Origin of the sequence: Porphyromonas macacae DSM 20710 = JCM 13914 (genome assembly GCF_000379945.1) — a bacterium.
GTDB classification, from domain to species: Bacteria; Bacteroidota; Bacteroidia; order Bacteroidales; family Porphyromonadaceae; genus Porphyromonas; species Porphyromonas macacae.
In genome coordinates, this window is sequence record NZ_KB904125.1 from 15,930 (window position 1) to 39,619 (window position 23,690).

General features: G+C 45.3%; 16 protein-coding genes and 1 riboswitch. Of the genes, 12 read left to right on the forward strand and 4 right to left on the reverse strand.

The window, feature by feature from the left end; translation table 11 throughout:
- Nucleotides 1–70: 70 nt before the first annotated feature.
- The 11 genes from A3GI_RS0103165 to nrdG all read left to right on the forward strand — a co-directional run bounded on the left by A3GI_RS0103165 (nt 71) and on the right by nrdG (nt 18,553).
- Complete coding sequence (locus A3GI_RS0103165; RefSeq protein ID WP_018360024.1) at nt 71–2,827, forward strand: S8 family serine peptidase; 2,757 nt, start codon at nt 71–73, stop codon at nt 2,825–2,827.
- Nucleotides 2,828–2,841: 14 nt separating this feature from the next.
- A complete protein-coding gene (locus A3GI_RS0103170) occupies nt 2,842–3,774 on the forward strand; it encodes a PorV/PorQ family protein (RefSeq protein WP_018360025.1) in 933 nt (310 codons plus the stop codon).
- Nucleotides 3,775–4,140: 366 nt separating this feature from the next.
- On the forward strand, nt 4,141–5,328 hold the full coding sequence (locus A3GI_RS0103175) for an AAA family ATPase (protein ID WP_025079512.1): 1,188 nt from the start codon (nt 4,141–4,143) through the stop codon (nt 5,326–5,328).
- Between the two features lie 73 nt (nt 5,329–5,401).
- A complete protein-coding gene (gene nifJ / locus A3GI_RS0103180; RefSeq protein ID WP_026215903.1) occupies nt 5,402–8,968 on the forward strand; it encodes a pyruvate:ferredoxin (flavodoxin) oxidoreductase in 3,567 nt (1,188 codons plus the stop codon).
- Between the two features lie 428 nt (nt 8,969–9,396).
- Nucleotides 9,397–9,625, forward strand: a riboswitch (cobalamin riboswitch).
- Nucleotides 9,626–9,869: 244 nt separating this feature from the next.
- The gene (locus tag A3GI_RS0103200) at nt 9,870–11,336 is read left to right on the forward strand and encodes a 4-hydroxyphenylacetate 3-hydroxylase family protein (RefSeq protein ID WP_018360031.1); all 1,467 of its coding nucleotides are present in this window, start codon (nt 9,870–9,872) and stop codon (nt 11,334–11,336) included.
- A 40-nt stretch (nt 11,337–11,376) separates the two neighbouring features.
- Nucleotides 11,377–11,676, forward strand: a complete 300-nt coding sequence (locus tag A3GI_RS0103205) for a NifU family protein (protein WP_202898680.1) — start codon at nt 11,377–11,379, stop codon at nt 11,674–11,676.
- Between the two features lie 12 nt (nt 11,677–11,688).
- Nucleotides 11,689–12,981: an acetyl-CoA hydrolase/transferase family protein gene (locus tag A3GI_RS0103210; RefSeq protein WP_018360033.1), complete on the forward strand. Its 1,293-nt coding sequence runs from the start codon at nt 11,689–11,691 to the stop codon at nt 12,979–12,981.
- A 20-nt stretch (nt 12,982–13,001) separates the two neighbouring features.
- Nucleotides 13,002–14,117: a 4-hydroxybutyrate dehydrogenase gene (locus tag A3GI_RS0103215; RefSeq protein WP_018360034.1), complete on the forward strand. Its 1,116-nt coding sequence runs from the start codon at nt 13,002–13,004 to the stop codon at nt 14,115–14,117.
- Between the two features lie 31 nt (nt 14,118–14,148).
- The gene (locus A3GI_RS0103220) at nt 14,149–15,504 is read left to right on the forward strand and encodes an aldehyde dehydrogenase family protein (RefSeq protein ID WP_018360035.1); all 1,356 of its coding nucleotides are present in this window, start codon (nt 14,149–14,151) and stop codon (nt 15,502–15,504) included.
- A gap of 134 nt (nt 15,505–15,638) precedes the next feature.
- Complete coding sequence (locus A3GI_RS0103225; RefSeq protein ID WP_018360036.1) at nt 15,639–18,032, forward strand: anaerobic ribonucleoside triphosphate reductase; 2,394 nt, start codon at nt 15,639–15,641, stop codon at nt 18,030–18,032.
- 41 nt (nt 18,033–18,073) lie between these two features.
- Nucleotides 18,074–18,553: an anaerobic ribonucleoside-triphosphate reductase activating protein gene (gene nrdG, locus A3GI_RS0103230; protein WP_018360037.1), complete on the forward strand. Its 480-nt coding sequence runs from the start codon at nt 18,074–18,076 to the stop codon at nt 18,551–18,553.
- A 103-nt stretch (nt 18,554–18,656) separates the two neighbouring features.
- Here nrdG and A3GI_RS0103235 read toward each other — a convergent pair whose 3' ends face one another.
- Both A3GI_RS0103235 and A3GI_RS0103240 read right to left on the reverse strand, forming a co-directional pair.
- Nucleotides 18,657–19,391 (reverse strand): ABC transporter ATP-binding protein, encoded by a 735-nt coding sequence (locus A3GI_RS0103235; protein WP_018360038.1) that lies wholly within the window; start codon nt 19,389–19,391, stop codon nt 18,657–18,659.
- 12 nt (nt 19,392–19,403) lie between these two features.
- On the reverse strand, nt 19,404–20,150 hold the full coding sequence (locus A3GI_RS0103240) for an MlaE family ABC transporter permease (protein WP_018360039.1): 747 nt from the start codon (nt 20,148–20,150) through the stop codon (nt 19,404–19,406).
- A 101-nt stretch (nt 20,151–20,251) separates the two neighbouring features.
- On the opposite strand from A3GI_RS0103240, the gene lptB reads away from it, so the two are divergent.
- Entirely contained in the window at nt 20,252–20,989 is a 738-nt protein-coding gene (gene lptB, locus A3GI_RS0103245; RefSeq protein WP_018360040.1) for an LPS export ABC transporter ATP-binding protein, read from the forward strand.
- A 134-nt stretch (nt 20,990–21,123) separates the two neighbouring features.
- Here the strand turns inward: lptB and A3GI_RS11590 are convergent, their stop codons facing one another.
- Both A3GI_RS11590 and A3GI_RS0103255 read right to left on the reverse strand, forming a co-directional pair.
- Nucleotides 21,124–21,267, reverse strand: coding sequence for a hypothetical protein (locus A3GI_RS11590; RefSeq protein ID WP_018360041.1), 144 nt, complete (start codon nt 21,265–21,267; stop codon nt 21,124–21,126).
- A 38-nt stretch (nt 21,268–21,305) separates the two neighbouring features.
- On the reverse strand, nt 21,306–23,648 hold the full coding sequence (locus A3GI_RS0103255) for an outer membrane beta-barrel protein (RefSeq protein ID WP_018360042.1): 2,343 nt from the start codon (nt 23,646–23,648) through the stop codon (nt 21,306–21,308).
- Between the last annotated feature and the right edge of the window lie 42 nt (nt 23,649–23,690).

Sequence of the window (23,690 nt, forward strand, 5' to 3'; positions counted from 1 at the left end):
ATCGGATTATGCATCAGTCTTACAAAAGATCAAATAACACAGTTTACAAAATCTAATATTAATAGTCTTTATGAATAAATTTTTCCTGTTTGCCTTTGGTTGTGCTATGCTTTTGGGCGGATGTGCTCAAGATCGTGAAGTAAACTCGGCAAATGAAGTAAAAGATCTCACAGAGTTGAATACCAGTCCTGAGCTCTTGTCCGGAAACGGTATCTCGGGTATCGCTTATGTGAAGGTTTCTGAGAATCTTGCCGCTCAGATGGCAAAAATGGCCCAAAGCGATATTTCTATGAACAGTATCCCTTCCACTATGGCTGCTACATTGAGCAAGATTAATACTACTGATATAAAACCGTTATTTCCGATAGACCCTCGCTTTGAGGAGCGGATGCGCAGAGAAGGTTTGGATCGTTGGTTTATTGTTCGGTTTGATGAAAAACAGGACCTTAACACTTGTATTGCAACTCTCGCAGCAAATTCAGAATTTGACGTCGTTGAGAAGTCTTACGAGATAGAGTATGATAAAGATTACACACCTTTCGCCGTAGCACCTCCTCAACCGATTCAAACAGACGAGAATTTGCCTTTTGATGATCCACAGTTAATACTGCAATGGCACTATAAGAATTTTGGTAAATATCCAAAGTCTGTAGCCGGTGCCGATATCAATCTGTTCGAGGCCTGGAAAACAACAACCGGTACCCCTAATGTTATCGTTTCGGTTGTCGATGGAGGGGTGGATTATGAGCATGAAGATCTCAAAGACAATATTTGGATAAATACCAAGGAAATACCGGGTAATGGTATCGATGATGACGGTAACGGTTATATAGATGATATTACCGGTTTCAACTTTACCAATAATACCGGTGTTGTGGAGCCCGATAACTATAGTCACGGTACACACGTAGCCGGTACTGTGGCAGCCAGAAATAACAATGGCATAGGTGTGTGCGGTGTTGCCGGAGGAGATGGAAGTGCGGGCTCGGGTGTACGTCTGATGAGCTGTCAGATATTTGGTGCCGGCGGTGGTGGCGGTGGTGTTGACAGTGATGCTGCTGCTATTGTTTACGGTGCCAATAATGGTGCTGTCATCAGCCAAAACTCTTGGGGCTTCAGATATCCGGGACCCGGGTATTTGCCTGAGAATTTAAAGGTCGCCATCGATTATTTTATTAAGTATGCCGGTTGCGATAATAAAGGTAATCAACTGAAAGATTCTCCAATGAAGGGCGGTATTGTGATGTTTGCTGCGGGTAATGACGATAAGGATTTCTTATCTTATCCTGCCGCCTATGAAAAGGTGATTGCTGTAACTGCGATGGCTCCGAATTGGAAGAAGGCTTGGTATTCGAACTTTGGTACGTGGGCTGATATTATGGCTCCGGGTGGAGATCAATACTTCGCTAAAGGACAGGTTCTGAGTACGGTTTCTCCTAAAGTGAAAGAATTTGCAGGGAAAAAATATGCCTATATGCAGGGAACCTCAATGGCATGTCCTCACGTTTCCGGGATAGCAGCGTTGGCTGTATCTCATTTCGGTAAACAGGGATTTACCAATGAAGATCTTAAAAAACGTCTTTTGACCTCTTTGCGTCCAAAGGATATCAATGCGGAAAACCCTAAATATAAAGGACGTCTTGGTGCCGGTTATATAGATGCCGGTTTGGTGTTTGCTATTAATCAGAATAAACATCCCGAAGATGTTAAGGATATTGTTGCCGAAATCGATTATGTTGAAATGACCCTTACCTGGTCTGCCGTTAAGGATGAAGATGACGGTAAACCGGTGATTTACAGACTGTATTTCTCGGATAAGGAATTCACGGCTGAAAATCACCTTGCAGTTCCTTTTGTTGATATAAATGGATTTGGTTTTGAAGTCGGAGAAAAGATTTCTCACAAACTTAAAGACTTAACCGATGATACCGATTATTATGCCGGTGTTATAGCTATAGACCGCTGGGGTTTGGAGTCTAAAATGCATGTTAAGAAGTTTAAGACTAAAAAGAATAATCCCCCTGTAGCTACGGGCCTTCCGACAGAAGAGATTGCGATAAGTGGAGCCGATACTTATAAGTTTGCTCTGAATATTTCCGATCCTGACAGTCATAAGTGGACTTATAAAATTTCCGGTGAAAACCGTGGCGTATCTGTTTATCGCATTGATGATAAATTAGAGTTTACCATTCGTGCCATTGCTCCTATTGGCAAATACAAAATCATTCTGGAGTTGACTGACGAGCTGGGAGCTTCTGTTAAAATCGACATCCCGTTTGAGGTATATTTATATGAACCTCCGACACTGAAAGAACCGATTAAGTCCACTATTTTAGGTATTGATCAGGGAGCTTTACAGTTCGATCTTACAAAACATTTTACCTATCAGAAAAGACGTAAAGTAACCTTTACAGCTTCTTCTTCAGATGCCGGAGTTATGACAGCCTCTATTAAAGATGATTCCAAATTAGAGATCAAAGGCCTTAAAACCGGAGTTTCTGTAGTTCGTGTAAGCATCAGTGATGGAATCAGCGATCCCGTGGAAACTCAATTTGAAGTGCGTGTCGTTCCTAATATTAACGACCCCGTATATATGGTTTATCCTATCCCTACCCGAGATAAACTGAATATTTTGGTTAATCCGGCAATGAACAGTGCAAACTTTGAAGTACGTACGCTTCGAGGAGAATTGGTGCTGAATAAGAACTATAATGTAGGCATCTCATCTCTGGTTGTTCTCAATGTGAAAAAATTGTCGGCCGGTACTTATGTATTGTATGTTTCCGGTGATAAGGGTTCTTATAAGAAGACTTTTGTTAAACTCTAAATCTTGAATAATCTATGAAAATTAGAAATATAGTATTGTCTCTCATTCTGTTGGCTGTACCGGCTTCTTTATTGGCCCAGGAAAGCCGTGCCCTGCCGATTCTTGAAATTAATCCGAGTGCCCGTGCTATGGGCATGGGAGGCAATCAGTTAGGTGAGGCAAAGGATATGTTTATCTACTCCAACCCTACTTCCCTGCTGTATGGAGAGTCTGTATGGCATGTTTCCGGATCCACTCAGATTTATAAATCCCTTGAAGACGCCGGACGTCAAATGTTCTATGCAGCCGCTGCTTCTGTTCGTTTGGGCAGACATGGCATTAATGCCGGTTTCCGTTATCTCGGTGGTTTGTCTATAGCACCTGATACCGGAAAAGATATCAAGCCCGTAGACTGGACAGTGGATCTGACTTATGCTCTTCGTCTTTCAGATCATTTTTCTGTTGCTGTCGGAGGGTCTTTTATCCAAAGTCAGATTAAGGACACAGGCAATGCACCGGCATTTAATGTTTCGGCGTATTATCGTAACTCATTCGATATGAATGGAGTTGATGCCAGTTTTGTGATTGGTGCCAACGGAGCGAACATAGGTCCTGAGTTGGATTACGGTAAGGGTTCAAAGGTAAAACTGCCGACAAGCTGTGGCCTTGGTGGTGAGTTTGATATGAACTTTAATAATGAACATCATGTTGCCTTGTCATTGGCAGGTCAGTATTATTTCCTGCCTGAAAAGGCTTCTATGTTTACCGGAAATGTGGGTGCGGAATATGTTTATGCGAACATGCTTTCGGCTCGTGCCGGCTTTGTTTATGCAGAGCACGACCATACTCGCTTGACAATCGGTGGAGGGTTCAAGTATAAAATAGCCCATGTAGACGCTGCTTATGAGTTTAACCCTTCTTATCTTTCCCGTTCAACTACATTTGTTACACTCGGTGTGACGTTCTAAACGAAGGTCTTAATTGTTTTTAATTTATAAAGAGCGATCGGTTTTTTTCCGGTCGCTCTTTTTGTGGTTTATAAGGTTGGTTTAATTAATGTGAGTTTGATAAAAGGCGTTTTCTTTACATCGAACTCATGTTTGTGAAAGTCTTTTCACTTAATCGCACCCTATATTTTGAAACCGTATGATTTTTTGTATTGATAGCTTGTTTTTAGAGATTTTGAAGTGAGAATAAGACTTTTAATATGAATTTTTGTTATAAAATGTCATTGGAGAGAGCATATTTATGGCATTGTTTGCTGTTTTTGTAATATCTATATTGCATTTAATAAAATCTTGCGTTATCTTTGCTACCCGTAAATGGCTAATAACGTGGACTATTTTTACCGAACACATGATTATTTATTGAGGAATCATAAGCCTTTGGTGCGTCGTCAGTTGATGGACAGAATCAATTGGCAAGACCGACTTATCGGTATCAAAGGTCCCCGCGGTATAGGTAAAACCTCTTTTTTACTGGACTATGCCTGCGAGAACTATGGAGCCGGAAATCGCCAGTGTCTTTATATCAATTTGAACCAGTTTTATTTTACTACGGAAACGTTGGTCGATTTTGCCGGTGAGTTTGTTCGTGAGGGTGGTCGGGTTTTGCTCTTGGATCAGTTATTCAAGTACTCCGATTGGAGTGCAGAGCTTCGTGCCTGTATGGAGCGTTATCCGCAGCTGCAAATTATATTCAGCGGTAGCAGTGTGATGCGCTTAACGACAGAGAACCCCGATCTTAACGGACTGGTTTCTGTTTATACATTGCCCGGTTTTTCTCTCAGAGAGTATATCAACATTCAGAGAAATCTGGCTTTGCCTTCATTTACTTTGCAGCAGATTTTGGAGAATCATCAAGCAATTGCCCGTGATATTCTGAAAGCTGTTAATCCCAATGACCTTTTGCAGGACTATATGCATCATGGTTATTATCCTTTGTTTTTGGAAGATGCCAATTATTCTGAAAACCTGCTTAAAACCATCAACATGACTCTTGAGGTGGATGTGCTTTTTATTAAGCAGATAGAGCAGCGTTTTCTTTACAAGATTCGCAGGCTGATGTATTTGTTGGGGTTGGAAGCGCCCGCTACACTCAATGTGTCGCAGTTGGCCGGTCAGATCGAGAGTTCGCGCGCTACAGTGATGAATTACCTGAAATACCTTAATGATGCACGTCTTATCACTCTTTTGTATAAACCCGGTACGGCTCAATTTTCGAAGAAGCCGGCTCGTGTTTATCTCGATAATACCAATCTCTCTTACGTTATGCATCCGGAGGTTATGATCCAGGAAAATAATTTGCGGACGTTCTTCTTGAATCAACTCCGTTACAGCGGTCATCATGTCGATGTGGGCGAATGTGCGGGAACTGATTTCTTGCTGGATGGCCGTTTGCCGTTTAAGGTGCAGGAGCAACCCGGTACGCGCTTAGGTGCAGGCTGTTATTATGCGGTGCATAACTTGTTCGATGGTCGTAGCGCAGAAATACCTTTATGGTTATTCGGTTTCTTATATTAAAAAGGAAACTGAAGTAACAGAATTAGAAAAAGATAAAATCACTTATAAAAAATCCAAAAGGAGTTTAATTAAAATGGCAAAAGAAAAGAAGTATCTTACCTGTGATGGTAATCAGGCTGCAGCACATATTTCTTATATGTTTAGCGAAGTGGCTGCTATTTATCCCATCACTCCATCTTCTACAATGGCTGAGTATGTAGACGAGTGGGCAGCACAAGGCCGTAAAAACATGTTCGGCGAAACGGTTCTTGTTCAGGAAATGCAAAGTGAAGCCGGGGCTGCTGCGGCTGTTCACGGTTCGCTTCAGACCGGTATGCTCACCAGTACTTATACTGCATCTCAAGGCCTTTTGTTGATGCTTCCCAATATGTATAAGATTGCAGGAGAGTTGCTGCCCTGTGTTTTTCATGTGGCGGCCCGTACGCTTGCATCTCATGCTCTTTCTATCTTTGGCGATCATCAGGACGTTATGTCTGCCCGCACCACCGGATTTGCCCAACTGGTCACCGGCTCGGTACAGGAGGTTATGGACTTGGCCGGAGTAGCTCATTTGGCCACTCTGAAGAGCTGTATTCCTTTTATTCATTTCTTCGATGGTTTCCGTACTTCCCATGAGATACAGAAGATCGAAGCTCTGGATACCGAAGATCTTGCTCAGTTTGTAGATCAGGATGCCCTTGTGGCGTTCCGCAAACGTGCTCTCAATCCTGAAGCTCCTGTAACACGCGGTACGGCACAAAACGGAGACGTGTTCTTCCAAAACAGAGAAGCCTCCAACCGTTTCTACGACGCTGTTCCTGTCATCGTTCAAGAGTATATGGACAAGGTGGCTACCGTTACCGGTCGTCAATACCACCTCTTCGACTACTATGGAGCGGAAGACGCCGAGCATGTAATTATTGCCATGGGATCGGTAACCGAAACCATTCGTGAGGTAGTCGATCACTTGCGTGCGGAGGGTAAGAAAGTCGGATTGTTGGCCGTTCACCTTTACCGTCCCTTCAGTGTAGAGCATTTTCTCGGAGCTTTGCCCAAAACGGTTAAACGTATTGCCGTATTAGACAGAACGAAAGAACCGGGTGCTAATGGCGAGCCTCTGTATCTCGATGTCAAGGACGCTTTCTACGGCAAGCCCGATGCTCCCGAAATTGTGGGTGGTCGTTACGGTCTTTCTTCTAAGGACACCACACCGGCTCAGATCATGTCCGTGTACAGGAATCTGGATATGAAGATGCCTAAGAATCGTTTCACCATCGGTATTGTGGACGATGTCACTTTCACATCTCTTCCGCTTGAGCAGGACATACACTTCGATAGCGATGTGGTCGAGGCCAAATTCTTTGGTCTGGGTGCCGACGGTACGGTAGGTGCAAACAAGAACTCTGTAAAGATTATCGGTGACAACACCAATAAATACTGTCAGGCCTATTTTGCTTACGACTCTAAGAAGTCAGGCGGTTTCACCTGTTCTCACTTGCGCTTCGGTAGCGAACCCATCCGTTCCACATACCTTGTGGTAACCCCGAACTTCGTAGCCTGCCACGTGCCTGCATATCTGCGTATGTACGATGTTTTGGCCGGTTTGAAGAAGGGGGGTACGTTCCTGTTGAACTCTCTTTGGGGTGAAGATGAAATCGAAAGCCATCTGCCTGTACATATCAAAAAATATCTGGCTCAGAACAATATAAACTTCTATATCATCAATGCCACGAAGATTGCCCGTGAAATCGGTTTGGGTAATCGTACCAATACCATTCTGCAATCTGCATTCTTCAAGATTGCCAATGTTATCCCTTATGAGCTGGCAGTGGAGCAAATGAAGAAATTCATTGTCAAGAGCTACGGTAAGAAGGGTGAAGATGTGGTAAACATGAACTACGCTGCCGTTGATCGTGGCGGGGATGTGGTTAAGGTGGAAGTTAAGCCGGAATGGGCTAACCTGCCTGATGAAGAACCGGTTCGTCACCCCGAGGATACGGACTTCATTCACAATATCGTACGTCCTATCAACGCTCAGCGCGGAGACTCTTTGCCCGTTTCTGCTTTTGTAGGCCGTGAAGACGGCACCTGGGACAATGGTACGGCTGCCAGCGAAAAGCGCGGTGTGGCTGCTGTGGTTCCCGAGTGGCAGGCAGATAACTGTATCCAGTGCAACCAGTGTGCTTATGTCTGTCCTCACGCCACCATCCGTCCGTTCGTTCTGACCAAGGAGGAAGAAGAGAAGACCGGCGTACGTACGCTTAAAGCTATAGGCAAGCAATTCCCCGATATGGGCTTCCGTATTCAGGTTAACGTATTGGACTGTCTCGGTTGCGGTAACTGTGCCGATGTCTGCCCGGGCAATAAGAACGGAAAGGCTCTGATCATGAAGCCGATTACCGAGCAGTATGACGAACAGAAGAATTGGGATAAAGTTTTTGCCAACGTAACCAGCAAAGCTCATTTGGTAGACGTAAAAGCCAATCCCAAGAATTCTCAGTTTGCTCAGCCACTGTTCGAGTTTTCCGGTGCTTGTGCCGGTTGCGGTGAAACGCCTTATGTTAAACTGCTTACACAGCTCTTTGGCGATCGTCAGATGATTGCCAATGCTACCGGCTGTTCTTCTATCTATTCTGCCTCTGCTCCTGCTACTCCGTATACCACCAACAGTCGTGGCGAAGGTCCGGCCTGGGCTAACTCGCTCTTCGAAGACAACGCTGAGTTCGGTTTGGGTATGTACATGGGTAACAAGAAGATGCGTGAGCGTTTGGTGGCTACTGCAGAAGAAGCTCTGGAGAGCGACAAGTGCTCGGACGAATTGAAAGCTTTGCTCAAGGAGTGGCTGGAAAAACGCAACGACTCCGATGAAGCCAAGAGACTGGGCGACCTCATTAAGCCTATGGTTGCTGCCTGTGATTGCGACCTCTGCAAACGTATGGACAAGATGAAGAGTTACTTCATGAAACGCTCTCAATGGATCATCGGCGGTGACGGTTGGGCATACGATATCGGTTTCGGCGGTTTGGACCACGTTCTGGCATCGGGAGAGAATGTAAATGTTTTGGTACTCGATACCGAGGTTTACTCCAACACCGGCGGACAGAGTTCCAAGAGTACGCCTATCGGCGCCATTGCCAAGTTCGCAGCTTCCGGTAAGCGTGTCCGCAAAAAAGACCTCGGTCTTATCGCCACCACTTACGGCTATGTTTATGTGGCACAGATTGCCATGGGTGCAAATCAGGCGCAGACGCTCAAAGCCATTCGTGAAGCGGAGGCATTCGATGGTCCTTCGTTGATTATTGCTTACTCTCCCTGTATCAACCACGGTCTGAAAGTAGGTATGGGTAAGAGCCAAAGAGAAGCCAAGGGCGCTGTGGAGTGCGGTTACTGGCACTTGTGGCGTTATAATCCTGAGTTGGAAGCCAAAGGTGAGAATCCGTTCACACTCGATAGCAAAGAGCCGAACTGGGATGAATTCCACAACTTCCTTAAAGGTGAAGTTCGTTACAACTCGTTGGCCAAAGTCTTCCCCAAGGAAGCCGATGAACTTTTCCAGGCTGCTAAAGACAATGCCCAATGGCGTTACAACAATTACAAGAGAATGGCAAATCAGGTTTGGACCAATGATGTTCAACAGGTACCCACTGATAAAGCTCTTTAAACTGCCGGTATATTGAATACGAAGATTATTCGTTTGGTGCAGTAATCTTGCAGATACCATAAATTCAAATCCGTCTGTTTTTCGTGTAAACGGAAAGCAGGCGGATTTTTATTTTTGTTCAAACAAGCTTGTCTTGCATATTGGTCAAAAAAAGTTCGGGCAAAGGATAGAAATTCTTTGCCTGATGGATTTTCAACGAAGTTAACTTGGATTTTTTTTCTTTGCCTGAAGAATTTTCAACCATCAGGCAAAGAATTTTTTCTTCCCGATTTTGAACAGTCGGAATAAACCCGAAACTTTCTGTGGGCTTGGTTTTCGCATTCTTTCATCGGGCTTTTTCAGCATTTATGGCATGGCTGAAAAATCGGTGTTTTATTTTATTATGGAAAAAAGTATCTAAATAATTTGGTGAGTATAAAAAAGCTTCATACCTTTGACACCGTTATGGTGAATGTATCGCCAATCAAGCGATACGTTTGAAAAGGGAATCCGGTTAAAATCCGGAACTGCCCCCACAGCTGTAACCTCGTTTAGAGAGCAACTTTCTTAGGTCACTGAGCGAATGGAAATGCCGGTTAAGACGTATTTCCGATGTTCTTGGGAAGACCGTTGCTTTGAAGAGGAAGTCAGAAGACCTGCCATAATGCGCTGCCCGCCTATTCCGGGGGAATAGGAGATGGTGGGTGAACGATTATTCATAGGATATACCCCAAAAGGTATCGGCATGATATGCCGGTCAGAAGACTTCTGTAGCTACGGTTATTACACTTTGGCACAAATAAGTCCGGATAATGTTGAGCGTAAAGTTCAATAGGCTTTGGCTTGTGTCCCTTTGTCCGTACACCACCCACTTTCGGGCATCAGGTTTCGTAAGATGGTCTAATCCATAAAGATAACAACTATGATGACGAAAGAAGAGTACATTGAGAGTTTAAGAAAACTCGACCTTAAAGTCTATTTGATGGGAAAACGTATTGAAAATCCCGTCGATCATCCTATGATTCGCCCGTCGCTCAACTCGGTGGCCATGAGCTATGAGTTGGCACAAAAAGACGAATACAAAGATCTCATGACTGCCACGTCCAATCTGACGGGCAAAACTGTGAACCGTTTCTGTCATTTGCATCAAAGCCCGGAGGATTTGGTGAAGAAAGTGAAGATGCAGCGTCTGATGGGACAGAAAACTGCAGCTTGCTTCCAGCGATGTGTGGGTATGGATGCTTTCAATGCTATTTTCTCTACAACTTACGAAATGGACCAGGCGTTGGGCACGGAGTATCACAAACGTTTCCGCGACTACATGGTTTTCGTACAGGAAAACGATTTGGTTGTGGACGGAGCCATGACCGACCCTAAGGGCGACAGAGGTCTCAGCCCTTCGCAACAGCCTGATCCCGATATGTATATGCACGTGGTAGAGGTGCGTGAAGACGGTATTGTGGTTCGTGGAGCCAAAGCTCACCAAACCGGAGCCGTTAACTCTCACGAGCATCTCATTATGCCCACCGTGGCCATGAAAGAGGCCGACGCCGATTATGCCATATCTTTTGCAGTGCCCAGCGATGCTCCCGGTGTGATGATGATTTATGGCCGTCAGAGCTGCGATACCCGCAAAATGGAAGAAGGTGCCGATATCGATTTGGGTAATAATACTTTCGGCGGTCACGAAGCACTTGTTGTTTTTGATAACGTATTCGTGCCGAAAGAGCGTGTTTTCATGTGCCGTGAATACCAGTTTGCCGGTATGATGGTAGAGCGTTTTGCCGGTTACCACAGACAGTCTTACGGCGGTTGCAAAGTCGGTGTGGGTGACGTGCTGATCGGTGCTGCTGCTCTGGCTGCCGATTATAACGGTGTGCCCAAAGCCTCTCATATCAAAGACAAGATCATCGAGATGATGCACCTCAATGAGACGTTGTATGCCTGCGGTATTGCCTGCTCTGCAGAGGGCACCAAAACGGCTTCCGGCAACTACATCATAGACCTGCTCCTGGCCAACGTTTGTAAGCAAAACGTTACCCGTCTGCCATACGAAATAGCCCGTTTGGCCGAAGATATTGCCGGCGGTTTGATGGTAACAATGCCTTCAGAGCAAGACTATCGCGATCCTTATCTGGGTCCCATTGTTCGTAAATATCTGCAGGGGGCACGCGGCAAGGATACCGAAAACCGCATGCGTGTGCTTCGCCTGATCGAAAATATTACGCTCGGTACTGCGGCCGTAGGCTATAGAACGGAGTCCATGCACGGAGCCGGTTCTCCGCAGGCACAGCGTATCATGATTTCCCGTCAGGGAGATTTGGAAGGTAAAAAAGCATTGGCGGCAGCTATTGCCCACATAGATCCTTCTAAAGACAAGAATGCGTAAAACTTCATAATTTCAATTCATCCTGTAAAAATCTATGCTTATGAGCTTTACATTCGATTCTGTAAAAGAGGTGCTTGAACGGCAGGTACAACCTCGGCTTGCACAGCATGGCGGCGGGGTGAAACTTTGCGATGTTTCCGAGGAGGGCGAAGTGCGGATTTCTTTTACGGGTCATTGCTGCACTTGCCCTGCTCAGGAAGCTACGCTCCACAGCATGGTTTCCGAAACATTGAAAAATGCTTTTCCACAAGAAAGTTTAACCTTGATAGCTGTGAATACGGTCGATGACGATTTGTGGAATATGGCTAAAACAATACTTCAACATAAGACAGAAGTATAATTAGAAAGATATATGAAAGATTTGATGAACAAGGTGGTCACGGCCGATGAAGCCATCCGTTATATCAAAAACGGAGATACCGTGGTACTGTCGCATGCGGCAGGCGCTCCGCAGCTTTGTATAGATGCTCTTAAACGTCATTATCAGGATTTTAAGAACGTCAGCATCTATCACATGTTGCTTTTGGGCGATGCTCCCTATGCACAACCCGAGTGTGAAGGCCATTTCAGACACCTTACCAATTTTGTGGGTGCAAACACGCGTGATGCCGTAGCAGAGGGACGGGCCGATTTTATCCCGATGTTCTTTCACGAAGTGCCTCGCTATTTTGCCAATGGCATGATACCGGTCGATGTAGCTATTGTGCAACTCTCTTATCCCAATAGCGAAGGTTATTGCAGTTTTGGCGTTTCTTCCGATTATTCCAAGCCGGCTGCCCGGCATGCCCGTATCGTAATCGGTGAAATCAACAGCCGGATGCCGTTCATTCAGGGAGACAACCTTATCCATGTGTCAGAGCTGGATCATGTGGTACTGGGCGACTATCCGCTGTACGAGATACCCCGTCCCCGGATAGGGCCGGTGGAAGAGGCTATCGGGAAAAATGTGGCTTCGCTCATCAAAGACGGAGACACGTTGCAGTTGGGTATCGGTGCCATACCGGATGCGGTGCTGATGTTCCTGAACGAGAAGAAAAATCTGGGTATCCACACCGAAATGTTTTCGGACGGTGTCCTCGATTTGGTCAAGGCCGGGGTAATCAATGGCAGCAAGAAGGAGATAGACCGTGGAAAACTGGTAGCCACTTTCCTGATGGGAACCAAAGAATTATACGATTTTGCGAATAACAACGATACCGTTCGCCTGTTCCCTGTGGATTATGTAAACAATCCGTTTACCATTATGCACCTGGAGCACATGGTCAGCATCAATAGCTGTATAGAAATAGATCTTTTCGGGCAGGTTTGTTCCGAGACGCTGGGTTCGAAACAGTTCAGCGGTACCGGTGGACAGGTGGATTTCGTACGCGGTGCTGCCATGTCCAAGGAAGGTATCAGCATTATGGCCATGCCCTCTACGGCCAAGAAAGGAACGGCCTCCCGTATTGTGGCGGAGCTTGCTCCCGGAGCAGCCGTTACCACATCCCGTAATGACGTGGATTATGTGGTTACCGAATATGGTGTGGCGCGCCTCAAAGGCAAGAACCTCAGGCAAAGGGCCGATGCGTTAATCGCTATCGCTCATCCCGATTTCCGCGAAGAACTCAAGGCGGTAAGAAACAGTCGATTCGTCAGGTATAGATAACCTTAATAAAGTGTGATATTATGCAACTTTTTAAACTGAAAACCACAGTCCACTCTTTCGATCATTTCGGAGAGTTTGCCAAGGATTTTGAACTTGGAGCCAATGATTTGGTGATCACCCAGAGCTTCCTTTACGAGCCGTTTATGAAAGCTCTCAATCTGCCCTGCGTCTTTATTATGCAGGAGAAATACGGTATGGGCGAGCCATCGGACGAGATGATGAATGCCATGCTTCATGATCTTAAGGGAAAGGAATACAATCGTGTAATTGCTATAGGCGGTGGTACGGTGATCGACATTTCCAAACTTTTTGTATTGAAAGATCTGGAAAACGTAGTCGATGCTTTTGAGCGCAAGTTGCCGTTGATCAAGAGCAAGGAACTTATCATTCTTCCCACTACCTGCGGTACCGGTAGCGAGGTTACGAACATCTCTATTGCCGAAATCAAGAGCAAGCATACTAAAATGGGACTTGCCGACGATGCTATCGTGGCAGACCACGCTGTGCTTATTCCGGAGCTGATTGCCGGATTGCCCATGCGTTTCTTTGCTGCTTCGGCCATCGATGCGCTTATTCATGCTGTGGAGGCTTATGTTTCTCCAAAGAGCAATGAATATACACGCATGTTCAGCAAAGAGGCTATCGTAATGATCATGAACGTATTCTCTGCTATTGCTGCACGCGGTGCGGATGAACGGCTGAAATACCTGCGCGAGATGGCTGTAGCCTCCAATATGGCCGGCGTGGCGTTCGGCAATGCCGGTGTGGGTGCCGTGCATGCGCTGTCTTACCCGTTGGGCGGTAACTACCATGTGCCTCACGGCGAATCCAACTATCAATTCTTTACAGAAGTTTTCAAGAAATATTTTGCTAAAAACCCTAAGGGTCTGATTCAAGAGGTTAATGGCATACTGGCCGATTCAATGGGTTGTCCGGTTCGAGATGTTTATGAAGAACTGGACAACCTCCTCGGTGCCTTGATGGAAAAGAAGCCTCTGCGTGCCTATGGCATGAAAGAAGAGGAGGTAAGAGGTTTCGCAGAAAATGTGCTGGTTACCCAGCAACGACTGCTGCAAAACAATTACGTGCCCTTGAGTGTGGACGAGATCGAGGAGATTTATCGAAACCTTTATTAAAGCATTAACCTGATAATACGGAAATAAAGCAATGGAAATTAAAGAGATGGTCGAGCTTGCCAGAAAAGCTCAGAAGATTTATCAAAATCATTACGATCAAAAAGGCGTAGACGAAATAGTACGTACTGCAGCCAAAGCTATCTATGACAATGCCGAAGTGTTGGCACGCGAAGCCGTGGATGAAACGGAAATGGGCGTATACGAGCACAAGGTGGCTAAAAACAAAAACAAATCCAAAGGTGTGTGGTACAATCTGCACGATAAAAAATCCATGGGTGTTCTTTCCATTGACGAAAGAACCGGTTTGATAGAAATAGCCAAACCAATAGGAGTCGTAGCCGGTATTACCCCGATGACCAATCCGGTCGTTACGCCGATGAGTAAGATTATTTTTGCCCTGAAAACGCGTAATGCCATTATCATTGCTCCTCATCCCAAGGCAAAAAAATGCTCTGCTCATGCTGTTAAGCTGATTCAGGAGGCTATTGCCAAATTCCATGTACCGGAGGGTATGGTTCAGGTGGTTGAGGAACCTTCTATCGAGAAGACGCAGGAGCTTATGGCTGCTGCCGATGTTGTGGTGGCCACCGGCGGTATGGGTATGGTTAAAGCGGCTTATTCATCCGGTAAACCTTCTTACGGTGTGGGTGCCGGTAATGTGCAGGTGATCCTGGACCGCTACATCGATTTCGATGATGCTGCAGAAAAGGTTATTACCGGTCGTTCTTTCGACAACGGTATTATCTGTTCCGGCGAGCAAAGTTTCATCTATCATGAGAAAGATAAGGAAGAAGTTTTCAGGGCTTTCAGAGATCACGGCGCTTACATCTGCAACGATGAAGAAGGTGAGAAGATTCGTCATGCTATCTTTGAAAACGGCTCTATCGCCCGCGATATAGTCGGTAAAGGTGTGGATGTGATTGCCCGTAAAGCCGGTTTCTCTGTACCTGAAGGCACTCGCGTTATTGTGGTTGAAGCCAAGGGTATCGGCCATGCCGATCTGATTTGCAAGGAGAAAATGTGTCCTGTGATGGCAGCTTTCTCTTACTCGAATTTTGAAGAGGCTTTGGATATTGCCAAGACAAACCTGTTCCTCGAAGGCAATGGACATACGGCAGGTATCCATTCCAACAATCAGGCAAATATTATTAAAGCCGGCACCGAGATTTCCGTATCGCGTATAATCGTGAATGCACCGTGTGCTACTACGGCAGGCGGTTCCATACAGAACGGTCTGGCTGTAACCAATACTTTGGGATGCGGATCATGGGGTAATAACTCCATTTCGGAGAACTTTACCTATAAGCATCTCCTGAATATATCCAGGGTCGCACCTCTTTCTGCACGTATTCAAGTGCCGCAAGACTGTGACATCTGGTGTCTTTAATTCATAGCTTGTTGCTTTCTCCGGGGGGTGGAATTTTTTCACTTCCCGGGGTTAGTTTTTCACAAGACTGCGGATTTTTTTATACCTTATAATGATTATTACATCAATTATAAACGACTTAACATAGTAACAGCATGAATTACGCAGAGTTATGCATCATCAAGCGTGATGGCAAGAAGGAGGATTTCTCTTTCAGTAAAATAAAGAATGCCATAGCCAAAGCTTATGTGGCAACGGGAAAGCACGAAGACGATAAAGAAATCGCTCAAATAACTTCGAGAGTTGCCGAGCGTTTCAAATCGACTACCATTTCGGTGGAAGAAATTCAGGACATGGTCGAAGAAGAGTTGATGCGTGTGGAGCCTGAAGTGGCCAAAAAATATATCATCTATCGCGAGTGGCGTAATCGGGAACGAGAACGTAAGACGAAGATGAAACAGGTCATGGACGGTATCGTCGCCATAGACAAGAATGATGTTAATCTGAGTAATGCCAACATGTCTGCCCATACGCCTGCGGGGCAGATGATGACTTTCGCCTCCGAAGTCACCAAAGATTATACTTTCAAGTATCTTTTATCCAAACCCGACGGAGAGGCACACCTTCTGGGTGATATTCACATTCACGACTTGGACTATTATCCCACCAAGACGACTACCTGCATCCAGTATGACCTGGGCGATCTGTATAAGCGCGGATTCCATACGAAGAACGGCAGTATTCGTCCGCCGCAGAGTATACAGAGCTTTGCCACTCTGGCCACAATTATATTCCAGACTAACCAAAACGAACAGCATGGCGGTCAGGCTATTCCGGCTTTCGATTTTTTTATGGCTCCGGGTGTCAGGAAAACTTTCTGCAAACAGCTTGCCGGTGCTATTGTATTTTATGGTAAGATTAGTAAACAGGAAAGTCCTGACAATAAGCAGGTGCGCCGTATCATCGAGAAATGTTTGTGCTCGATAGAACCCACGGCTGCGGAATTGTCTTTCCTTAGAGGCTGTTTGAAGGAAGAGGGTATCGATCTGAGCGAAGAGACCTTGTCGCTGCTGGTACAGCAAGCCTATGACAATACCCGCCGGGATACTCATCAGGCCATGGAAGGATTTATACATAATCTTAACACCATGCACTCCCGTGGCGGTAATCAGGTGGTATTCAGTTCGGTCAATTACGGTACGGATACCTCACCCGAGGGGCGTATGGTCATCCGTGAATTGCTGCGTGTAACGGTAGAAGGATTGGGAAATAACGGTGAAGTGCCGGTCTTTCCCATTCAGATTTTCAAAGTCAAGGACGGCGTTTCTTACTCCGAGAGGGATATGGAGCGTGCGATGGAAAATTTTGATGCTGCCGTAGCCGGAGAAATACCTTTTGAGGCCAGAAACTTCGATCTTCTGTTGGAGGCTTGCAGTACTACGGCCAAGGCTCTTTTCCCTAACTTTATGTTCCTCGATACGCCATACAACAGGCATGAGTTGTGGAATATCGAAGACCCCGAGAGATATAAATACGAGGTTGCAACCATGGGTTGCCGTACTCGTGTATTTGAAAACCTTAATGGACCTAAAACTTCGTTAGGTCGTGGAAATCTTTCTTTTACAACTTTGAATATGCCCCGCCTGGCCATCGAAGCGAAGATCAAGGCGCAGCAGCTTGCTGTGGAGCGGGACAATGAGAATGAGGTGCAGCGTAAAGCCGAAGAGCTCTTCTTCGAGGGCGTGGAGCGTATGGCGCGTCTGATTGCCGAGCAGCTTAAAAGACGTTATGACTACCAGCGCACAGCTCTGGCACGCCAATTCCCCTTTATGATGGGTAATGATGTCTGGAAGGGCGGAGGAGCGCTTAATCCGTCCGATGGAGTAGGTGATGTAATCAATAGCGGCACTTTGGGTATCGGATTTATCGGAGGCCATAATGCCATGGTTGCTCTTTACGGAGTCGGGCACGGCTCTTCCGATAAGTCATGGCAGACTCTTTATAAGGCGGTGCAGATTATGAACGCCGTTGTGGAAGAATACAAAGAAAAATACCGGTTGAATTATTCTGTCTTGGCTACACCCGCCGAAGGGCTTTCCGGGAGGTTTACGCGTTTGGATAAGAAGCGTTATGGCGTTATTCCCGGGGTCAATGACAATGATTATTATGTAAACTCTTTCCATGTCGATGTGAAAGAGCCGATCGGCATAGTCGATAAGATTAAGCGCGAAGCCCCTTTCCATGCCATTACACGTGGAGGACATATTACCTATGTGGAACTGGACGGAGAGGCTAAAAAGAATGTACGTGCTATTGCTAAAATTGTACGTGTGATGCACGATGAACAGATCGGATACGGGTCTATCAACCATCCGGTAGACTCTTGTTATAACTGTGGCTATAAGGGGGTGATCTATAACAGATGCCCTATTTGCAACAGTGAGAATATTAAGCGTATGCGCCGCATCACCGGCTACCTTACGGGCGATTTGAGTTCATGGAACTCGGCAAAACAGGCAGAAGAACGAGACCGCGTTAAACATCATTAACGCTACCTTTGCGATTCACAGGTCTTGAATCTTCTGCGTAGATGAATTATTTATTTACTTATCCTGAAACGATAGTAGATGGAGATGGCATTCGCTACTCCATCTACCTGGCAGGATGCAGACATGCGTGTCCGGGATGCCACAATCCTGAAAGCTGGAATCCGCAGGCCGGATATTTGCTTACGGAGGAAGTGCTCGATGGAATGATTCGGGAAATAAATGCCAATTCCCTGCTGGACGGTATTACTGTCAGCGGTGGAGATCCTTTTTACAATCCGAAAGAATTGCTTTGGCTGGTACAGACACTCAAAGTACGTACCGGATTGAATATCTGGTGCTATACCGGTTATACTCTGGAGCAATTGCAGGCCTCAGAGGAGCTTCGTGCACCCTTATCTTATATCGATGTGCTGATAGATGGGCCATTCGTACAGCATCTGGCCGATCCGAGGCTGACTTACCGTGGCAGTACGAATCAAAGAATAATAAAGCTGAAAAAAGGTATAGCTGCAAACGATTAATCGTTTCGCAGCTATATTTCTATACGGTTATTTTTGAAAATCGGAGACACCTTTCGGATTAGTGTGCGGCCTTCCTCAAGTCATGTGGCGAAAATTTTGATTTCTAAGCCGGAAGGAGCGACGCATTTACAAACCGTTGTACATCTTCGGTGGCATCCGTTTCCAGCGTTTTGCTGGATCCTATCCAACTTTTCTGACCATGTCTGAGATACAGGATTTTATCGCCGATGGAACGCACGGTGTTCATGTCGTGCGTGTTCACAATCGTAGTGATTTTTTCTTCGTGTGTGATTTGTGCAAGCAACTGGTCGATTGAGAGTGAAGTCTTGGGGTCTAACCCGGAATTCGGCTCGTCGCAGAAAAGATAGCGGGGTTTCAATGCTATGGCGCGAGCTATGGCCGTTCGCTTCATCATGCCTCCGCTGATTTCGCTCGGGAATTTTCGCCCTGCATCGGCCAGTCCCACACGTTCCAGAAGTTCTTTTACCCGTTTCTTCTGGTTGGAGCGTGTTTCTTTGGAAAAAAGCTCCATCGGAAACAAGACATTTTCAAATACGTTCATGCTGTCGAACAATGCCGAACCTTGAAACAGCATACCCATTTCCTGCCGCAGTTTGCGAAGCTCTTTTTTCTCCATCTTTACGATATCCCGTCCGTCAAAAAGGATTTGTCCTTCGGTGGGGGCTATCAGGCCGATCATACTTTTCATAAACACCGTTTTGCCGGCTCCACTGCGTCCTATGATCAGGTTAACTTCTCCGGTATTGAAGGTGCAGTCAATACCTTTAAGTACATCTTTATCCTCGAAACTTTTTTTCAGGTTGATTACTTCTATCATAAGGTTGCTGTATTATCCTAGCAGGAGGTTAGTAAGAATAAGGTCGAAGAAGAGAATGAGCACACTGCTGTTTACCACGGCTTTTGTACTGGCATTACCTACTTGCAGTGCACCGCCTTTTACCGTGTAGCCGTAGTAAGCTGCCACGGAAGAGATGATAAAGGCATATACCAGCGATTTCGTAATGGAATGCCCCACAAAGGCGGGTTTGAAGAAAAGTTGGATACCGTATATATATGAGTCGGGCGGTACGCTGGGTATGAATAAACAGGCCAGATAACCACCTAAAATACCGATAAACATGGAGAAAATGCTTAGCACCGGAATGAAAAGCATGAATGCCGTGATGCGCGGAGCCATCAGGAAGTGTGCCGAATTGATACCCATGATTTCCATGGCATCGATTTGCTCCGTTACCCGCATCGTACCCAGTTCCGATGCCACACTCGAACCTACTTTGCCGGCAAGGATAAGACACATGATGGTGGAAGAAAACTCCAATAAGATGATTTCCCGCGCGGTGAAACCGATTGTAAAACTCGGGATAAGCGGGTTGGTCATATTTATGGAAAGCTGGATGGTGATGACCGATCCGATAAAGAAAGAGATAATCAGTACAATGGGGAGTGAATTCACACCCAGTTTGATAATCTCTAAAATGAGTTGCTTGGCAAACATCCGTATTTTTATCGGCTTGTCCACTGCACGCAACATCAGGGTTGTGTAGTTCCCCAATGTTTCAAGGTAACGTTTAATCATTTGTCAGAGAAATCTTTATTGACACAAATATAACATTATCTTTGTAGTTATAAATTGCGAAAAAGGCTGTTATTTTAATAAAGCAGAGACATTTTCATATAATGAAGCTCAGAACCGAAGATTTGGTGAAAAAATATGGCAGGCGTACCGTGGTAAACCATGTATCCATCGAGTTGGAACAGGGTGAAATCGTGGGCCTCCTGGGGCCTAACGGAGCCGGTAAAACCACTACGTTTTATATGGCCGTGGGGCTGGTGGTACCTAATCAGGGACGCATCTTCCTTGAAGGAAAGGATATAACCCAATTACCCGTTTATCAGCGCGCCCGTTCCGGCATCGGTTATCTGCCTCAGGAAGCTTCTATTTTCCGTAAAATGTCTGTAGAGGACAATCTGCTTTCGGTTTTGGAGATGACATCACGCAATAAACAGCAGCAACAGGAGCGACTGGAAGAATTGATCAGCGAGTTTCATTTGGAGAAAGTACGGAAGAATCAGGGTAACCGCTTGAGCGGCGGTGAGCGTCGACGTGCCGAGATTGCCCGTTGTCTGGCTATTGATCCGAAGTTTATCATGCTGGATGAACCTTTTGCCGGTGTAGACCCTATTGCGGTGCAAGATATTCAGGGCATTGTGGCAAAGCTCAAGAATAAGAATATCGGCATCCTGATCACGGACCATAATGTATATGAAACGTTGAGTATTACCGACCGTGCATATCTTCTTTTTGAAGGCAAAGTATTGTACGAAGGTACGGCAGAGCAGCTCGCTGAGAATGAAGTGGTGCGTGAGAAGTATTTGGGAAGAGACTTTAAGCTGCGCCGGCGCAGTTTTGAATAGCATGTAATGGTGCTGTTCTTTTTATGAAATATCCCCGGGTATTTTTGATGACTTATCCCGATGTCGTCATAACCTGATCTGTTTTCTGTTACAAATTATACCAGACTGTCTCAGATTAAGTCTTGACTTTCAGCTTATCCGATACTCGCAAAATTCTTCTTAAAAACCGGTACCTCTGCCATCTTGCCGATGCCCGGCAAAGACATGCTGTACTCTTTGTCCGGAGTACAATTCTCTTGCAGTCTGTCTCTATCGACCCGCAGTTCATGGTATCGCATTGTTTAATGTGATATCCTTCATCTCAAAACAACGTTTCTTAAAAACGCTGCATTTCGCTTTTGTTGCCCTTTGATGCTTTGTTTGTAGTGCGCACATTGTTGAAAGTGTACTTAACCGTTAGCCCGACATACCGATTGACCGTGTCCCACAGCTGGTCAATCCGGATATTATCCAGCTCTGTGCGCATACGATTGATTTTCTGAATATACTGGCCTATGTTGAGGCTGATGTATAATTTTCGGTTAAAGAAAAATTTGTCTATCGAACCTGAGATACCACCTGTTCCTAATGACTCTTCAATACCGGATAGAGACCTGAAATAACCCGAGTAAAGATTTATGGTAAAGTCATGTGGGAGTGTAAATGTATTGGTAACATCTGCAAAATATGATACCTTCTTGAAATAATCTCTGCTTGGTTGACTTCCCCAGGAGAAGTTGGCATAACCAGACTCACCGTAAAAGTCGATTGTCCAAAAACGGAAGGGCTTCACTTGATAAATTAAGGATAATCCATACTCCCAGTGTGTTGGTTTATTTTCAAAAGTTTGTCTTATGGTTTGTGTTGCTTCATCAAATCGATAAAATGAGCTTATACCATTAGAGATATGTTTCGCACTGGTTTGTATCATTAATTCTTTGTAAGAAAAGTCTAAATTGAAATTATTGACCCGTGTCGATTTCAGGAAGGGGTTACCATTTTTGTATAAAAAGGGATATGTCTGGGAGGCTATTCCGGAAAGAACAAAATATTGTGGTCGTGCGGTGAACGTCTGCCAGTTGAGACTGCTGTTTATGCCATTGGAGAAACTATAATTAATACCGATTTTAGGATTGTAATAGATATGATCAGAGTTGAACCGGCTTTGATGCGGATACTCTTTCTTTTCCCACTCCATACGCAATCCGGCAGAAACAGAGAGTTTTTCATTCGTCCAGTTATAAGAAAAGAAAGGACCCAGCAGATTTTGTAAAGCCAGTACATCATCTCCTTTTATCTCGCCTTTATGAATGACTGACTCATCTTTCCTTCTGGTGTAGGTCCATTGTAAACCGTAATTGAGATTGCCGCCTAAACCGTCATTCGCAAATTCCAGTTTGGTGTCATTCATAAAAGAGTTGCTTTTGTTGTCCATGCCGAAGTAATTGTCACGAGCCAGCATAAGCGACCGGTTTTCTTTGTTAAAAGAGTAATAGAGAAAGTTTTGGAAGTTGATTTTAATCCCTCCGATACTTCCTATATAGTAGAGTGTACCGTTGATTCCGTTTCCTTTTTTCTTTACGGTTGAAGTATGGTCGCCCATCGAGGTATCATTTTTGCGATAGGCATTATCATAAACAGATGTTTTCTCCGGGTTGAGCGATGCACTCACATAGTAACCCAGAGATTGATTATCATTGATGTCATAGTTCAAACCGTTGTCAAAAGAATATCTAAGTCTATTCAACTTACTCCGGCCTGCCACACTGAAGGTGAGGTCTCCCTGAGGTCTGTTCACTTTATATTTGATGTCTGATTTAGGGTCCAGTTTTGAATCTTCCATTCGCAAAAGAGTGATGACCGAGAGATTGTTTTTAGTGTAGTTGGCGCGCAGGGTGTGGTATTCGGAAAACCTTTTGCGTTGGTAGAGTTCGGACTCGATAGTTACACCGAAATGTCTCTCACGAGGTTTTTTGACCGTGATCTGAATTACCGCTTTCGTACCGATGGGATACGAAACTCCCGGATCGGTAATAATTCTTACGGATTCTATTTGTGAAGCATCGATATTCTGTATTTCTGAAGGGTCATGCACCTCGCGGCGGTTGATATAAATGAGAGCCTGTCCGCGTCCTCTCACAGAGAAAGCCCCTCTGTCTCCGGTGAGTAAGGGGAGTCTTTTGAGCACATCATTGGCAGACGAGAGTTTGGACAGCGAACTGCCGGAGATTTTGGCTAAATAGGTACCGCGCTCGAATTTAAACGGTGCACGCCGTGCCACCACTGTTACTTCTTGCAGGTTTTGTACCGATTCTTCCATGGGAACGATACCCACATTATGAGATTTTGTAACGGGTACATTTAAGGTTAGAGGGTCGAACCCCAAGAAGCTGCATTGCAGAATCAGTGAATCGGTTGCATTATTGATTTCACCCTGCCAGGTGAGATTGAAATTTCCGTTTTTTTCGCTAATGGTGCCCGTGAGCAGTACGCCCTTGGCCGTCTGCAACGTTATGGTGGCTCCGGCCAGAGGTTGCTTTGCCTTAGCCTCAATCACGGTACCCTGATAGCTAACCGTGGTTTGATTGCCGGTCTGCGAAAAAACCACGAATGTATAGAGAAAAAGAAGAGAGCAAAAAAAAGCAATTTTGTGAAGTTTTGTCTGCTTTAGAATTGTCATACGAATGAGTCTCATTATTATGGAATTTGATACTCTATTTGT